At 54.9% G+C, this 15,652-nt stretch carries 16 protein-coding genes; 8 read left to right on the top strand and 8 right to left on the bottom strand.

The annotated features are described in order from the left end of the window. The first annotated feature begins 67 nt into the window (after positions 1-67). Positions 68-1,888: a T9SS type A sorting domain-containing protein gene (locus tag GF423_RS02355; protein WP_206113335.1), complete on the top strand. Its 1,821-nt coding sequence runs from the start codon at positions 68-70 to the stop codon at positions 1,886-1,888. A gap of 207 nt (positions 1,889-2,095) precedes the next feature. Here GF423_RS02355 and GF423_RS02350 read toward each other — a convergent pair whose 3' ends face one another. From GF423_RS02350 to GF423_RS02330, 5 genes are all read right to left on the bottom strand, one after another. Beyond that, on the bottom strand, positions 2,096-2,896 hold the full coding sequence (locus tag GF423_RS02350; protein ID WP_154326860.1) for a nitrilase-related carbon-nitrogen hydrolase: 801 nt from the start codon (positions 2,894-2,896) through the stop codon (positions 2,096-2,098). A gap of 39 nt (positions 2,897-2,935) precedes the next feature. Next, positions 2,936-3,562, bottom strand: coding sequence for a 1-acyl-sn-glycerol-3-phosphate acyltransferase (locus tag GF423_RS02345; protein WP_154538162.1), 627 nt, complete (start codon positions 3,560-3,562; stop codon positions 2,936-2,938). A 157-nt stretch (positions 3,563-3,719) separates the two neighbouring features. Beyond that, positions 3,720-4,055: a hypothetical protein gene (locus tag GF423_RS02340; protein WP_154326859.1), complete on the bottom strand. Its 336-nt coding sequence runs from the start codon at positions 4,053-4,055 to the stop codon at positions 3,720-3,722. 159 nt (positions 4,056-4,214) lie between these two features. Next, positions 4,215-5,105, bottom strand: coding sequence for a carbohydrate kinase family protein (locus GF423_RS02335; protein WP_154326858.1), 891 nt, complete (start codon positions 5,103-5,105; stop codon positions 4,215-4,217). A gap of 524 nt (positions 5,106-5,629) precedes the next feature. Then, positions 5,630-6,577 carry an IS30 family transposase gene (locus GF423_RS02330; protein ID WP_154326857.1) on the bottom strand — a complete coding sequence of 316 codons (948 nt, stop codon included), beginning with the start codon at positions 6,575-6,577 and terminating at the stop codon, positions 5,630-5,632. A 273-nt stretch (positions 6,578-6,850) separates the two neighbouring features. Here GF423_RS02330 and GF423_RS02325 point away from each other — a divergent pair, with 273 nt between their 5' ends. Then, positions 6,851-7,291, top strand: a complete 441-nt coding sequence (locus GF423_RS02325) for a PepSY-like domain-containing protein (RefSeq protein ID WP_235911784.1) — start codon at positions 6,851-6,853, stop codon at positions 7,289-7,291. A 273-nt stretch (positions 7,292-7,564) separates the two neighbouring features. Here the strand turns inward: GF423_RS02325 and GF423_RS02320 are convergent, their stop codons facing one another. From GF423_RS02320 to GF423_RS02310, 3 genes are read right to left on the bottom strand one after another with little or no spacing between them, the layout of a single operon-like run. Continuing rightward, a complete protein-coding gene (locus GF423_RS02320) occupies positions 7,565-8,587 on the bottom strand; it encodes a J domain-containing protein (RefSeq protein ID WP_154326856.1) in 1,023 nt (340 codons plus the stop codon). Further along, a complete protein-coding gene (locus GF423_RS02315; RefSeq protein ID WP_154326855.1) occupies positions 8,584-9,216 on the bottom strand; it encodes a 7TM diverse intracellular signaling domain-containing protein in 633 nt (210 codons plus the stop codon). Before GF423_RS02315 ends, GF423_RS02320 begins: the two co-directional genes overlap by 4 nt. Continuing rightward, positions 9,213-9,728, bottom strand: a complete 516-nt coding sequence (locus tag GF423_RS02310) for a hypothetical protein (RefSeq protein WP_154326854.1) — start codon at positions 9,726-9,728, stop codon at positions 9,213-9,215. Before GF423_RS02310 ends, GF423_RS02315 begins: the two co-directional genes overlap by 4 nt. Positions 9,729-10,082: 354 nt before the next feature. Between GF423_RS02310 and GF423_RS02305 the strand changes: the two genes are divergently transcribed. The 6 genes from GF423_RS02305 to GF423_RS02280 all read left to right on the top strand — a co-directional run bounded on the left by GF423_RS02305 (position 10,083) and on the right by GF423_RS02280 (position 15,626). Then, entirely contained in the window at positions 10,083-10,970 is an 888-nt protein-coding gene (locus tag GF423_RS02305) for a caspase family protein (protein ID WP_206113334.1), read from the top strand. Further along, entirely contained in the window at positions 10,967-11,542 is a 576-nt protein-coding gene (locus tag GF423_RS02300; protein WP_154326852.1) for an RNA polymerase sigma factor, read from the top strand. Before GF423_RS02305 ends, GF423_RS02300 begins: the two co-directional genes overlap by 4 nt. Next, positions 11,542-12,321, top strand: coding sequence for a hypothetical protein (locus GF423_RS02295; RefSeq protein WP_154326851.1), 780 nt, complete (start codon positions 11,542-11,544; stop codon positions 12,319-12,321). The genes GF423_RS02300 and GF423_RS02295 overlap by 1 nt, the downstream gene beginning before the upstream one ends. A 32-nt stretch (positions 12,322-12,353) precedes the next feature. Continuing rightward, the gene (locus GF423_RS02290; RefSeq protein ID WP_154326850.1) at positions 12,354-13,946 is read left to right on the top strand and encodes a CHAT domain-containing protein; all 1,593 of its coding nucleotides are present in this window, start codon (positions 12,354-12,356) and stop codon (positions 13,944-13,946) included. Positions 13,947-14,265: 319 nt separating this feature from the next. Then, entirely contained in the window at positions 14,266-14,634 is a 369-nt protein-coding gene (locus GF423_RS02285) for a hypothetical protein (protein WP_154326849.1), read from the top strand. 74 nt (positions 14,635-14,708) lie between these two features. Then, positions 14,709-15,626, top strand: a complete 918-nt coding sequence (locus GF423_RS02280) for a DMT family transporter (RefSeq protein WP_154326848.1) — start codon at positions 14,709-14,711, stop codon at positions 15,624-15,626. Positions 15,627-15,652 lie beyond the last annotated feature (26 nt).

The raw sequence follows: 15,652 nt of genomic DNA, 5'->3' as shown, positions 1-15,652 counted from the left end.
CAGTGGTGCACAATCCACACGCCGTCGAGGGGTTTTTTATATTATCACATAATACACCTAAATGCTTATGTATTTTTCTAAACTCTTATTTTTTGTCGCGGTGGCCAGTGCCGCCACTGCATCGGGTGCTCAAATCGTTTCGCAAGAAGTCGTTGCAACTCAACGGGCTCAGGTGATGCAACTCGATGCCCAGGCTGCTCAGCCTGCCGGTGTGCTTGAACAGGCACCAGCAGGCTACAAGCTGCCACAAGCCATGCTTGCCGCTACCCAGCAGGTGGCCTACCGTCGCCCGGCCGGCTCTTTCTATGCCGGCATGTCGACCAAAACCAACCTTAAGACTTGTCCCTACATCATTGCCTCGCCTTTCCGCGTCAACACATGGGAAAACGTGTCGCAGAACATCCCCGAGTCCTATGCCTGGAAGTGGAACGAAATCGTGATGAACTACAAGGGTACCGACGACACGCTCACCGTCGAAGGCCGCAACCTGGACCAGTACTACCTGTTGCAATACGACCGCGTGCCCACACTCATGGCCGTGGATGACACCGACACGCTTGCCTACACCTTGCACTCTTCCTATGGCAGCAAGACCTACTACAGCGATGTCGTGGCGGCGCCCAATCCCAACAGCATTCTCGGCCTCTTTGGCTCCTACGGCAGCTGGCTGAGCTCGAGCAAGTACTTTGGCTACTACGACCGCCTGGGCAAGTACCAGCAGGCCATCACCCACTACAGTGTGGCTGGCGATGCCTCTACCTCGTCGTGGTTTGGCAAGAACGCCAAGGGCAATACCAACGCCTGCGCCACGGCCTTTGAAAAACCGGCCAACCCCTATATTCTCACCAAGGTGAATGCCATCTTCTGCAACGCCAAGTTCACCAAGCCGGTGACCCTGCACGCCGCTGTGTATCGCCTCAAGGATATCCCCGACACGGCTCACGCTGTGCCCACACCGGTCGAACTCATTGCCAAGGGCGAGGCCGAGCTCAACGAGGATGCCATCCTCTATGAGAGCGGACGCTGGGGCGCACTTGAGTTCCCGCTCAAGGCGGTCTACAAGGGTCAGCAATACGACGTGACACCCGAGATCAACTTCCCCATCCTTGTGGTTGTGGGCGGCTACGACAATGAAAATATCAGCCAGTTTACGCTCGTGGTTTCTCGCGACGAGACCGACGACGGCTATGGCGAGCTGGGCTACCTGTGCAATATCGACACCCTGGGCAACCTGATCGATGCCCGTGGCTTCCTGGGCAACTGGAAGTCGCTCGTACTGCACTCGGCACCGTCAATTTTCATCCAAACCATGCACACCTATCTCAAGGTGTACAACGATGAGAAAAACGCGCTCAATACTGCCGACGATCTCACCTATCAGGCTCCTGCACAGGGTGGTGAAAAAGATGTGGAGCTCTACTCCTACATGCAGTCGAGCGGCTTGTGGACGGTGACCGATGCCGATACGGGCGGCAGTCTGCCCCAGTGGCTCAAGGTGCAGCTCACCGATTCTACAAGTGGCAATAACTATACTGGTCACACGGGCATGCATGTGACGGTCGATGCTCTCCCTGCCGGCATCACTGCACGCCAAGCCCGCATCAGGCTGTGGTATCCTGGCAGCGAGCTGGTCTACACCGTGACGCAGGATGGAGGAACCGGCGTGCATGCCATCGACATGCAAGGCTCACGGGCCCGTGTCGTGGGCGGCGACTTTGCCATCGAGGCTGCCCAGGCTACGAGCGTCGACATCTTCAACCTGGCTGGCCAGCTTGTAAAGAGTGCCAGCCTGCCCCAGGGCACCAGCGTGATCGACGGCCAGAACCTGGGCCGTGGCGTCTACCTCGTGCGCTTTGCCAGCGGCACTACGGTGAAGGTGATGAAGTAAGTTTTGCCCACCGGCACAACGTTTCTACGCTGTCCCCCCAAAAAAAATCTCGCGAGTTGTGCGCGAGATTTTTTTTAGTACGTCATTCTGCTATGGCCATTTCCAGTGTGTCGCCATGTGCAATGAGCGATAATTGCCTTGGATGCTGTTGCTTGCTCTATTTCGGTATCATGGTGATATCACCTCCTCTTGCGCGAGGCATTGCGCTCACAGGTTGATGGTGAAGCTGTCGGCATCGTGCCAGGCTGGAAATTTCTCGCGGAAGCGGGCCAGGGCGGGCAGCGAGAGGTCGGCTGCTATGATGGGGCTGGTGGCGCGCTCGGTGATGAGCTTGCCCTTGAAGTCGATAATCTGGCTCGAGCCCTCGCTGTAGACGATGCCTTGCGGGTCCTGGCCGCAGCGGTTCACGCCCAGCACATAGGCCTCGTTCTCGATGGCACGCGCGGCAAGCAACTGTTTCCAAGCGTTTTCGCGGGCTTTGGGCCAGTTGGCCACAACCACGAGCAGGTCGTAGGCATTGCCCACGTTGCGGCAGAAGACGGGGAAGCGCAGGTCGTAGCACACGATGAGCTTGATGTTGAAGCCGCGGTAGCGCACTATGGGGGCGAGCGTGTAGCCTTGCTTGTACACGCTGTCTTCGCCGGCAAAAGCAAAGAGATGCCGCTTGTCGTAGAAGGTCTCCTCGCCGTTGGCCTCGATAAAGAAGGCACGGTTGTAGAGCTGGCCGGCGGTGTGGGCCAGGAAGCTGCCGCACAAGGCCAGGTTGTAGTGCCGGGCCAGCTGGTGCAGCGTGGCGATGGTGTCGTCGATGTTGCGCTCGGCCAGGTGGGCGGTGGTGTCGCGGTCGCCCACAATAAAGCCGGTGGTGAAGAGCTCGGGCAGCACTACCAGGTCGGTGCCTTCGGGCACGTTGCGCAGGTTGCGCTTGAGTTGCTCGACGTTGGCCGCTTTGTCGGCCCAGGCAATATTGTCCTCGATGAGTGCTACTCGCAGGTTGCGTGAAAACATAGGCTGGTTTTTAAAATATGGAGTATTGATGTTGATGTGCTATAGTCCGGTGGTGAAGTGATCGGGATAGCGGGCATAGTCGCCCTTGTCGTTGTAGTAGCGCTTGATGGCCAGCATGTCGGCCTCGATGTCGCCTGTGGAGGTGAACAGCTGGTCGAGGCAAGCCACCTTGCGCTTGTAGTCGAAGTAGGCCAGCACGATGGGCACGCCCACCTCGTGGGCCATGACCACAATGCCCTTGTGCCAGTGACTGTTGCGGCTGCGCGTGCCCTCGGGAGTGACGGCGATGGCCAGCCGCTGGCGCTTGTTGAAGGCGTTGATCACCGTCTGGGTCACGTGGTTCTTTTTGTCGCCGTGCAGGCGCTCGATGGCCTCGATGGCCTCGGTGCCCACCACGCGCTGCTCGAGCAGGGCCTCGGCTTTGGTGGTGCGGTGCACAGGTATACCCCCCATGCTGCGCAGAATGGGACCGAGGGGGAAGAAAAACCAGGTGCTTTTCATGAGAAAGCCGGCTTTCATCCCCACCGAGTGTATGGCCAGTTCGCCCATGATGAAGTCCCAGTTGCTTGTGTGTGGTGCCACACAGATGAGGCACTTGGCTACGGGGGGAATGTTGACTCTAAATTCCCACCCTGCCTTTTTCAAGATGAATCGGGCTGCTTTCAAAATGTGAGTTGTATCTTTTAAAACCTCGATGGCCACCCACTGCTGGCAGCACAAAGCCTGCCATGCTCTTTTTTTGGGGGGGGCGGCTTTGTGCTGCTTGGCTTGTGGGGACGTGCAGTATTGCTCTTGTCTCAAGCCACATGCTTGCGTGGGCCTGTTATTTCTGGGCCTTGGGCATGAGCGCGTTCATGGCCTCTACCACCTTTTCGGTCTGGGTGTGCATGTAGTCGGCCAGAGCCTTTTCCACTTGCTTGAAATAGGCGCGGCGAGCCTTGTTGTAGGCTTTCCTGTTTTCGAAGTCGCTTGGTGTCTTGTCATAGTCGACCGAGACGCGGTTCACAGCCTCTTGCTGCAGCAGGGCGACGTTGATGACGATGTTGTCCCACTGGTCGACGTCGGTATTCTCGAGAGTGTTGGCTGCAACGATGCACTGACCTGCGATCTCGCCGCAAGCATACTTGATTGCTTTCTTCAATTGACGTTTGTTTGCCATAATCGATTTAGAAAAATGTGAGTTGTACTTTTTTGAAAAACTTTGGGTGGCCCAGTAAGGCTGGGGTTTCGCCCTGCACAGGGCCGTCGACACCGCAGCCTTGCTTGCCACCCTACAAAGTTACAAATAATTTTTGGCTCTATTGCCCATTTGTGCCGGTTATTTGTGACATTTCACTTGCTCTGTGAGCTCGCGGGGCAGTGCAGGCATGGCTCCGTTCTGGGTGCACACATAGGCGCTCACCTTCACAGCCAGCTCGTGGGCCTGGTTCACTGGCATGCCGCTGAGTGTGGCGGCGGCAAAGGCGCCGGTGAAGCTGTCGCCGGCCCCCACGGTGTCGGCCACGGCCACCTTGGGCGTCTCCTGAATCGACAGCTGGCCGGCAGTGAAGACGTAGCTGCCGTTGGTGCCGCACGTGAGCACCAGCATCTTGAGGTTGTACTTGCCCAGTATGAGCCAGCACTTGTTTTCCATGTCGAGCCCGGGGTAGCCAAACATGCGCCCTATCGTGACGAGTTCCTCATCGTTTATTTTCAAGATGTCGCAACGCTTGAGACCCTCCTTTATCACCTCTTTGGAGTAGAAGCGCTGCCGCAAGTTGATGTCGAAGATCTTGAGGCACGTGCTGGGTGTGGCATCGAGAAAGCGCGCTATGGTGTGGTGCGACACAGGGCTGCGCTGTGCGAGCGACCCGAAACACACGGCCTGGCAGTGGCGGGCAGCCTCCTCAATCTCGGGAGTGAAGGGAATGTTGTCCCAGGCCACTTGCTGCTTGATGTCGTAGGTGGGCACGCCCTCGGCATCGAGCTCGACGCTCACGGTGCCGGTGGGGTAGTCGACCCGTGGCATGATGTAGTTGAGCCCCTTGGCGTCGAAGGCCTTCAAGGTCTCGTCGCCCAGGGCATCGTTGCCCACGGCACTCACGGCACAGGCATTGAAACCGAATTGGGCTGCATGAAATGCAAAGTTGGCAGGAGCTCCGCCCAGTTTGCGTCCCTCGGGCAGGCAGTCCCACAAGGCCTCACCGAGGCCTACAATGATGTTATCCATAATTCTGTATGTTTTGTTGTTATTGTTGATTGTTGCTTAGTTCTTTATTCTGCCTGTGTAGGTGGCCAGGTAGGCAACGCCCACGGCCATGACCGACGACAGCGCCAGCCCGTTCACTTTCTTGTTGTTCATAGTTTTATGTTTTGAATTGAAGGATTAAAAAACAAGTTGTCGATGACTCCTCTCCACCATTGTCGAGCCTGCAATAGTCGGCCTTGTGGCTCAGGTTGCGCCTGCTTGAATTGTGGTTATGTTCATCTCACAGCAAAAATATGATAATTATCCGTTTTTTACAACTTTTTGCATTGAAATTGAGCATTTTTAACCCTCTTTGCTTTTAATAACTGGTTGACCGTGGGGCAAACCCAATCGCTGCTACTGTCCACACGTCTAAAATCCTATCTTGCAATTTATTGTGAACGCTGTTGATTACATGATTTCATGCCAGCGACAAGCCCGCAAATTTTGTATTCTTTAACCTATATTTCTTCGTGGCGGATTCCAGAAGCAAGTGCAAAGTTACGCTATTTTTCTTTAATCATGTCTTTGGGCTTTCGAAATCCGTTTTTCTTTCTTGGCCTGTTGTTTAATTTTTCGATGATGCTCTTGACATATAGCCTTGAAATTCCCCTAAAGTCCGTCTTCTTCGGAATATATTGCCTGATGAGCCCGTTCATGTTCTCGATAGCTCCCTTCTCCCACGAGCAGTACGGATGTGCGAAGTAAACTTTCGTGTTAAGTTCCCTCGCAATGATTTCGTGTGCGGCAAACTCCGGCCCGTTGTCTGTCGTTATCGACCTTACAGGCAACCCGCTCTCCCGTATGAGTCTCACCACGGCATATGCCAGTGGAACGGCCTGCTTTCCCGTATCGAGTTTCTCCATGAGCATAAAGCAGCTCCTCCTCTCAACCAGAGTAACGATGGCACCTTTGCCTTCCTTTCCTACGATGGTGTCCATCTCCCAGTCTCCTATGGTCTGTCCATAGTCCGTTTCCGGTCTTTCGTCAATGGAGAGGCGGTTGGGAATATGCGCCTTGGTGGTAAGCAAGGACTTTTGCCTTGGTCTGCCTCCATGCCTGAGGTGCTTTCGGATGTTGTCCCCGTAATGTGGGGAAAGGGCCGCTATCCAGTTGTATATGGTTGACTTGGACACCGTGATGCCCTCTTTCTTGCCAAGCCATCCGGCGACTTCCTCCGGCGACCACTGCTCCTTACGGATAAGTTCAAAAACACGGCTGCGTACATAGGGAGCGATACGGCGATTGCCAGGTGTCCTGGCCTTGCGTCGTTTGACTTTCAATACGGCCGTACGTGCGTCATAAACGCCTTTAGCATTAGAATTACGCCTTCGCTCACGAGAAACCGTGCTTACTGACACACCAATAGTCTCGGCTATGAAACTAAGTGAGAATTTCGTTTGGAGTAGCACACTTATTGTGTATCTTTGCTCCGAGGTTAATTGTTTATACATCACAATACAAAATTAATTAATCTTAGGGAGGGGAACGAAAGATCTCCTCTTTTTTTGTATTGCTTAAGTTATCCGCCAATGCTCTTTGGGGGCTTCGCGCCCCCAGCCGCAAGGCAAACCTCCGCGGTGTTTTTCATGTTTTAATGCACCGCAGAGTTTTGCACTTCTAATTGGAATTAGCACGTGCCAATATAGAAATTTGCGACCTAATGACTACCTTTGTGTCGATTAGAAATTAAAGAATAAATTAAAGAATAAAGAACAATGAAAACGATGATTCGATTTTTTTGCATGGCGCTGTTGGGAGTCCTTGCCTATCAAACGCCTGCAATTGCCGGCAACGACAAGCCTATCACCGTCAGAGAGCTCCCCGCAAGGGCAAAGCAAGTAGTCAACACCCATTTCAGAGGCAAGAATGTTGCTGTGGTCACAGTAGAAAGACAGTTTGTGGGAAAGTCCTACGACGTGGTGTTTGCCTCGGGTGAGAAATTGGAATTTGACCGCAATGGCAATTGGACCGAGATTGACTGCAAGAAGTCGAGGGTGCCTGCGGCTCTCGTACCTTCGGCTATCAAGAACTATGTGAGAAAGAACTACTCGGGTGCCACCATCGTGCAGATTGAGAAAGCTCGATCGGGCTATGAGGTGCAGCTTTCTACAGGACTCGAGCTCACCTTCAACAAGAATTTCAAAGTAATAGATATCGACACCTGAGCCGTAGTCCCAAATCATTTCAAGCAAGAGGAGATTGCCACCCAGGCAGCCTCCTCTTGTCATATCCAGTCCTATTGCTCCCAGGCGGCTAAAGCTACAGCTGAGAAGGCTGGTGCAAAATTCTCCAACAATTTTCGGTGCCGCACAATGCCCTCGGTGCAAATAGATTTAAGGTACCTTTAGTGTCACCCCAATTTTGGGTGGCTCGAAAGGTGCAGAATGTTGATTACAAGAAAATTAGGTTTTATCTCTTTTGACTGACGCAGTCAGGCATCATTTAGGGTTGTTCCACTCAAAGGTGCTTATCACCTTATCCAGATCGTCTTTCCACAGGTCGGCATCTTTTTCCCGATAGGCGACGACCACTTTGGCTATCTCGTCATAGTTTTGCAGCAGATAGAACCGGCAGGTGGTGGGGCCGTCATCGCCAGTTCGACTGTAGCTTGCCTCTACAGCCTTGGTTCCGGCAATGTCCACCCAGCGATAGGAGGGTTGCTCTATAAGGCTGTAGGGGGACACCTCGTTTTCGATGAGGGCATGCATATTGTCTTTGATGTAGGGGATGATGTCGGGTGCTTGGTCGTGCGATTCGCCATCGCCAGGGGAGAGTGAGGCATGAAAAATGGCCACGCAGCAATAGGTGTCGTGGCCGTTGTTTGCCGACATGAAGCGCCTTCCACGTCTAAATACAGCCTCGTTGTAGTCGATTGCCGTGAAATTGCTGCCCATGGACGTGGCAAAGGACTCGTAGGTTGGCATGAGCTCCATTGTGCCTGGAATAGAGATGGTGAAGGCCTCGCCGAGTTCATAGCGATTCCAGTCGCCATCGGGAACATAGCTGCCAAGCTCCACGGCCGAGGCCGTGAGTTGCTCGACGGGTGACTCCCTTTGTGCCGAGCGCACGAGATTCTTGATTACTCCTCCACACAGCATTGCCACTGCCACGACGATGAGCACCTTGACTGGTGTGCTCATCGAGCGCTTTTTCCTGAAAGGAGGGGGTGTTGACAGCTTTGACTCGATAAATGCCTTGGCCCGCTTTCTTCTGGCCTCGATAGCTTGCTCGAGATAGGTGCTTGGCAAGTTGTAGCGCAGGCAGTCGTCGTAGTGCTGTTTCAGGTCCACGTCGCTGAGCACCAAGAAGGCTTCGTTCAGGCGAATGAGCTGGGCCGCCACGTCGCTATTGCCCGTGGCCGCCTCGCTCAGCCGTTGTGTGCCACGCTTGTAGGCCTGCTTGATGACTTCCTGGCTATTTTCATAGTCAGGAAGCCCCAAAGTGTCGTAGTAGTTGGTCATTTTTTGAGTGTTTCTTTAGTGATGTCGAGGTCCACGGCCTGTGTTTGCGGTTGCTCTTCGGCTGGCAGTTTCTTGAGGCAGAGTGCGACGATGAGCCCGACGAGGGGGATGAGAAATGCGAGAATGTAGAAACCTGCGCCACGGTCCTTCTTTGCCAGAATGAGGCATGCTGGTGTTGTGATGACGATCCACATAATTAATGCTCGCATGAATGGTAGGTCGCTGTCGGGGAGGGAGTCCTGAACGAGGGCGGTGAGGATTGCACACAGCATTGCCACTGCCACGACGATAAGCACCTTGACTAGTGTGCTCATTGAGCTTTCTTTCCTTAGCGGTACGGTTAGTGACAGCTTTGACTCTACAAACGCCTTGGCCCGTTTCCTTTTTTCCTCGATGCCTTGCTCAAGATAGGTGCTTGGTGAGTTGTAGCGCAGACTATAGTCGTAGTGCTGTTTCAATGCCACGTCGCTGAGCACCAAGTAGGCTTCGTTGAAAAGGACGAGTTGGCCTGCCCAGTCACTATTGATGACCTCGCTCATCCTTTGTGTGCCCTCTTTGTAGGCCTGCTCTATGGTTTCTTGGCTGCTTTCGAAGGCTGTTAGCCCTAGCACATCATAGTAGTTGTTCATTGTTGCTTTTTTTCTTTTGTGATGTCGAGGTCATTGGCCTGTATTTGCGGTTGCTCTTCGGCTGGCAGTTTCTTGAGGCAGAGTGCGACGATGAACCCGATCACGGGGAAAAAAACTGCGAGAATGTAGTAGCCGTCGCCACGGTGCTTGTTTTGCAGAATGAAGCATGCTGGTATTGTGAAAATTACGAGTTGAATTAATGTGATTCGTATGGAGGGGAGTTCGGATTCGAGGGGGAAGAACTGCGCGAGAACGAGAACGATAATTGCCGACACCATGACGACAAACACCATAAATTCCCTTAATTGTGTGCTTCTTATGCCCTCTTCAATGGGCAGTTTCTTGATGCCCTTTTCAATGGGCAGTTTCTTGAGGCAGGGTGCGACGATGAGCCCGATCGGGGGGAAAAGAACTGCGAGAATGTAGTAGCCTGCGCCACGGTGCTTGTTTGACAGAATGAAGCATGCTGGTATTGTGAAAGCCAGCCACATCATGAATATTGCTAATACCATAATTATGCTTATAAATCTTTAGTTGGGTTATTTTTGATTGATTTATTTGTGTTTGTGGAGCGAGTGGGGGAGTGTTGCAGCTTCTGCATCATCTCGTGGGGCCGCGGCAGCTGGTCGATAGTGGTTGTATTGCGTTCATAGTCATTGCGAGCAATGTTGGTGTTTACACCTTTTAGTGTCATAAATCGAGCGAAGGTTAACTCGAAGATGCGATTTTTTTTGTGTAGCTGTTGCAATGAGGAGCTGAGGCCTGAGGGCAGAAAAAGACTCGATACCTGCAATAGAATTGAAAATATTATTATAAATTTGGGGCAAGAAAACTTATCGAGGCGATGGCTTAAAAGCAATAATCACATGAGACAGTTTGTACTACTACTCATCATCACAGTTGCGGCTTGCTTGCAGCCGGCGTGGGCAGGCACAAAGCGCGCCTTGCTCATAGGCGTGTCGAGCTATCAGGCACACTCCCATGCACAACTCGACTGGAACAACATACACGGGGCCAACGATGTCGCGCTCGTGGCGGCCACACTCAAGCGGCAAGGCTTTGCCGTCGACATGCTCACCAACCGCCATGCCACCGCCCGGGCCATCAGGAGAGCCCTGGCACGGCTGGCGAGCCAAACGCGCCCCGGCGACCTGGTGTATATCCACTTCTCGGGGCACGGCCAGCCCTACGAAGACACCAACAACGACGAGAGCGACGGCTGGGACGAGGCCATCGTGCCCTACGACGCCGGCCGGCGATATATAAAGGGCGTGTACGAGGGCCGCAACCACATCGTCGACGACGAGATGAACCGTTATATCACCAAGGTTAGGAAGCGTGCCGGCCGGCGCGGTTTTGTTTATTTCGTGCTCGACGCCTGCCACATTGGCGGGTACTCGCGTGGGCAGGACCATCGTGGCGACAGCATCGTCATGCGCGGCGCCGATACTGGCTTCAGCCCCAGCGGCAAACCCTATGTGCCCCTTATCGACAAGCGGCCGCTTGTGCGCATGCCCCGTGGCAGGAACATGGCGGGAGCTTGCTATGTGGAGGCCTGCCGTGCCTATCAAGTGAATTACGAGCTGCGCGTGGGCAACACCTACTATGGTGCGTTGTCCTATTATGTCAACCAGGTGCTCAAGCGCCAACGGCTCACCCCCGACTGCTCGTGGGTGAACCAGGTGGGCAAGGCCATGAGTGCCGACAGGCGGCTTGTGAACCAGAACATGGTGGTGGAAAGGAGTGTGCGATGACGTCTCAATCGCCCGAATTAAGCCGCAGCCTGCTCGATACGTTTGCCAGGAAGGAGTGGCCCGTGGCCCAAAGTTGGCTCTCCAGGGTGTATGGCTTGGGTGTGCACGACTGCGAGGACGTTTTCCAAGAGGCTTTCATCGTGTTGTGGAACCACATGAGGCAAGGCCGGTTTGATATTCACCACGACAAGGTGGGCAGCTATTTCCTGGGCATATGCAAGAAAAAGGCACAGGAGACCATGCGCAAGAAACAGCGCTTTGTGCCCGTGCCCGACGATGTGCTGGCCGCGCGGGAATTCAGTGCCGAAAAAAGTGAGCAGTTGTTGTTAACCTTTGAGTCAGAAGCCTCATTAAGAGAAAAGAAGGAGACAATGATAAGGCAGATGCTGCGGCAGATGCCTGAGCCTTGCAACAAAATATTGTGGGCTTTCTACTTTGAGTCGTTCTCGATGCAGGAAATGGCTGAGCTGTATGGCTATGCCTCGGCTGCCGCAGTGAAGGTGACCAAGCATCGCTGCCTGGAGAAGTTCGGCAAGTGGTGTAGTGAAAAATTTAAAACGATGTTTAGGTAATGCTTACGCAAGACGACATAACCAGCGACGGGCTCACCGACGTGGAGCTTATCGAGCGCTTCCTGTGCGGCAACATGGACGCTGACGAGGAGGCTCGTTTCATGGCCAGCCTGAATGCCGACGAGCAACGGCGCTCCAAGGCCATTGCCATGGCCTATCTCGTGAAAGCGATGAAGGCCGAGGGCAGCCGGCACGATAGGCAACTGATCCAGGCAATGTCAAGTTTGGACCGTAGCGATGTTGCTCAAGTTGCGGCCCGCGCTGCATGCGGCCCTGCAATCGTGGCTGCTGGCGGGCATGCCCCGGCTGCTGGCAGGCATAAGAAAGGAAAACTGCTGTATGGCTTCATCACGACACTCTCGGTGGTTGCCGCCATTGTGATTGTGTTTTGGGGCAGCCGCTACTACATCGACTACCGCCACACTACCAGGCTGGCCGACGAGTATGCTACGACCTTCGTCATGGAGCCTGCTGCCACGCGAGGCACTGGTGATGAGGAGGTGGCTCGCACCATGTCGCGGCTTTTTGCAAGTGTGAGGAGTGGAAAAAGGCTGCCGGTTGTACAGGACCGGCTCTCCAAGTTGTGGAAGCTGTCGCTGCAGCCCACCTACAATGATTATACCCCCTATTCCTCGCTCATAGGCTGGAACCTTGCCATAGCCTACTTGAAGAACAATGACAAGACCCGTGCCCGCGAGGTGCTCACAGTACTCGCCAGCCACGCCGATAGCGACGCCGTGAGGGCAAAAGCTGCCGAACTGCTGGCTAAACTTGAATAGGTCGCAATACTGTTTTGCTTAATCAATCGATCGTGAAGAGGCTGTTTTTGGTTTTACTGATGGCGATTTCGGTGGCTGCGCGCGCAGGTGCCGGCATCGATGAGCGTCTCGCCCAGCCGTGGTGGCAGGGACTGAGAGTGAAGGCCGATTCCCTGGTCAACTTTTTCCAAGACCGCTTGCTGCTTGTCGACCCTCGTACTGAGCGCGGCGCCACATTGTTTCACGACTATTTCGATTGTGTGAGGGTGGCCCTCTCGCTGCCCTACGACCTCAACGACCTGCGGGAAGAAGCCACCTGGAACAGCTATCTGGCCTACATGATGACCTATTTCTACGTTTGCTGCGACAGCATGCCTGGCCGCACTGCCGAGGCCTACGACAACCTGCTGGCCCGCAAAAACTTTTTCTTCCTTCACTCGGGCAAGAAGATGCTACTGGCCACCAGCTGGCAGCAGGTGGCACAGCGCCTGGCTCCGCACGAGGCTGCCGTCGAGCTCAACGACATGAAGGATGAGTTCCTGGTCGTGAAGCATGGCTACAACGAGCCGCATAGCATCGAGGTCGACTCGCTGCTGCGTGCCGAGATCACTCAGGGCCTTGCCGATGAGCCGCTGGCCATCGACCGGCTTTATGCCCACGACGGCCCCCTTGGCAGGCTGGGGGCATTGCTGGCTCCCGAGTTGCGCGACGTGACCACCCTCTACATTTCGGGCAATTTCATGTACAACCAGATTAACTTTGGCGCTATTCCCGTGGGGGGCGGCTTGACGCTGGCCGACAAGTGTGAGGTGCACCAAGTGCTCTCTACGGCAGCGGCGGGCATCGCCAGCGCGAGACCGGGCAAAATATCAAGTGCTGCGCTCTTTGGCGGCATCGACTATGAGAGCACACAAAGCGGCAGCGAGGCGACCGCGGTGCACAACGTGCCGTGGAACACGCGGCGAGGCGTGCCCCGCGACTTGCGCAATGGCTACGGCCCATTACTGCATTCGCGTGCCGAGGTGCTGGCGGCCGACAGTGTGCTCACGTCGAGCCACATTCCCACACAGGTGTTCTTGGGCTCGCGGGCTACCGAGCAGGCCGTGTGCCAGCTCGACGGTCGTGCTCCCAGCCTGCTGCACTTCTCTACCCACGGCTTCATGCTTGCCCCGCTTTACACCGATAGCGCCACCTTGGCCCTCGACCCCTGCGAGACGCGTTATCTCTCGGCGCTGTCTCAATCGGGGCTGCTGTTTGCCGGTGCCAATGTCACCTGGCGGGGCCAACGCCACAGCCTGCGTGGCTACGATGGCATTCTCACCTCGGGCGAACTCATGAGGATGGACTTGTCGCGATGCCGGCTGGCATTGTTGCCGGCCTGCCGGGGGGCCTTGGGCGAGAACACCAACCTCACGGGCATGCCCTTCGGTGTGGCCTATGCGCTCAAGATGGCTGGCGTGGACCAGGTCTTGTGCTCGCTGTGGAGTGTCGACGATGCGGCGACCTGTGTCTACATGAAGCACTTCTACCACTATCTGACCCAGGTGGGCAACCCTGCTGCGGCCTTGAAGCTCACCGTTGCCCGCATGAAGCGTGATGGCTACATCTCGCCCTACTACTGGGCATCGTTTATTCTTGTGGAGTAAAAAAAATTTTCCCCCTTCACACTGTTAACCTTTCGCTTTTGCTGTCATTACTCTTCAGAACGGTTTATCATACATTCACAACAATGAAAAAGAAAAAAATGACTCTGGCAATCGCATTGTTTTCACCACTCACTCGTGCCCGCTGCCCCTGGCAGGTGCAGCACCCTCGGCACATCGAGTCGCCTTGGCTTCGACCCCTTGGCGCTTGTTGGCCATGAGGGAGGAGAAAAATAGATGAGGCGCCCTGTGGCAAGGGCGCTTGTTTGGCCTCGCTCCACAGTGCAATAATTTTTTTAAATCTCAAAAACAGTAAAAAACAATGAAAAAAACAATTCTTGTTGCAGTCGCTTTGTTTTCGCTCACAAGCCTGCAAGCTCAATTCGTAATCAACTCCACCTTCCAGCCCATGACGTATGATGAAATAGTAGCCCCCCTCAGGATGTACCAGCAGGCCTATGATGAGGCACTCAACAGGTTGGACAGCTATATCGACAAGTACGCTGAAGCTATGAATGAGGAAAAATACAGGTCGGCCAAGTTCTACTTGGAGAGATGTATACAGCTCAACAACCGATTTGACGGCAACCTCATCAAGCCCAAAACGCTGCAAGATGCGCTTGCCCAGTGCGAGAAGCTCATCGAGCTGCAAGATAAAGAGCGGGCTCAGCTTAGAAATCGCAATTACTGAAAATTGCGTTTTTTTGCCTAACTTTGCGGCCGTGAGCCGCTGTGTGGGAGTTGGCTCTGAAACAAATTGAGCCAATGACTGTAGAAACGAAGCCTATTTTTCAACGCCCCGTGTGGGTGGCCGTGTTTGCCTTGACGGCTGCCGTGGCCTGGGGCTTTGCCTACCCGCTCATCAAGCTGGGCTATGCCGAGTTTGGCATCCTGCCCGCAATGACGGGGAGCAAGATGCTCTTTGCCGGCGTCAGGTTCACCGTGGCCGGCGCCATTGTCCTGGCCATGGCCGGCATGGCTGGCCGGTCCTTCGGCGTCATGCGCAGGCGCGATTGGTGGTACATCGCGCTGTTTTGCTTGGTCAACACCACGCTGCACTATGCCTTTTTCTACATCGGCCTTTCCCACAGCGCGGGCTCGCGAGCTGCTATACTCAACTCGCTCAGCGTGTTTGCGGTAGTCATCATGGCATGCCTGTTTTTCAAGACCGACCGCATGACGGTGAGCAAGCTGGCAGGTTGCGTCATGGGCTTTGCCGGCATCCTCCTGCTCAATGCCGGCGGTGGCAGTAGCAGCGGCTTCACGTGGCTGGGCGATGGCATGATTGTGCTCAATGCCCTGTGCGGTGCGACAGCCTCGTTGCTCACGCGCGGCCTGGGCCGGCGGGTCGACGTCACGGTGGGCACGGGCTACAGCCTGGCCCTGGGCGGCATCCTGCTTGTGGTCGTGGGGCTGGCATTGGGCGGCAGCGTGCCGGCAGTCACGCCCTTAGGGCTGCTGTGGCTGTGCTTGCTCATCGGCATCAGCGCCATCGGCTTTTCGCTCTACAACAAGCTGCTCACCTGCAATCCCATTGGCAAGGTGGCCATCTACAACTCGCTCATCCCCGTGGTGGGAGCCGTGAGCTCTTGCCTGTGCCTGCACGAGCCCTTCTACGTCAAGTATGTCGTTGCCGGCCTGCTTGCCGCCGCCGGCATCTACGTCATCAACCGCGCCAAGTAGTAGCTCGCATGGGGCAACACCGCCGC

The organism is Sodaliphilus pleomorphus (assembly GCF_009676955.1).
GTDB lineage: Bacteria > Bacteroidota > Bacteroidia > Bacteroidales > Muribaculaceae > Sodaliphilus > Sodaliphilus pleomorphus.
This window is presented reverse-complemented; position numbering and strand designations above follow the sequence as displayed.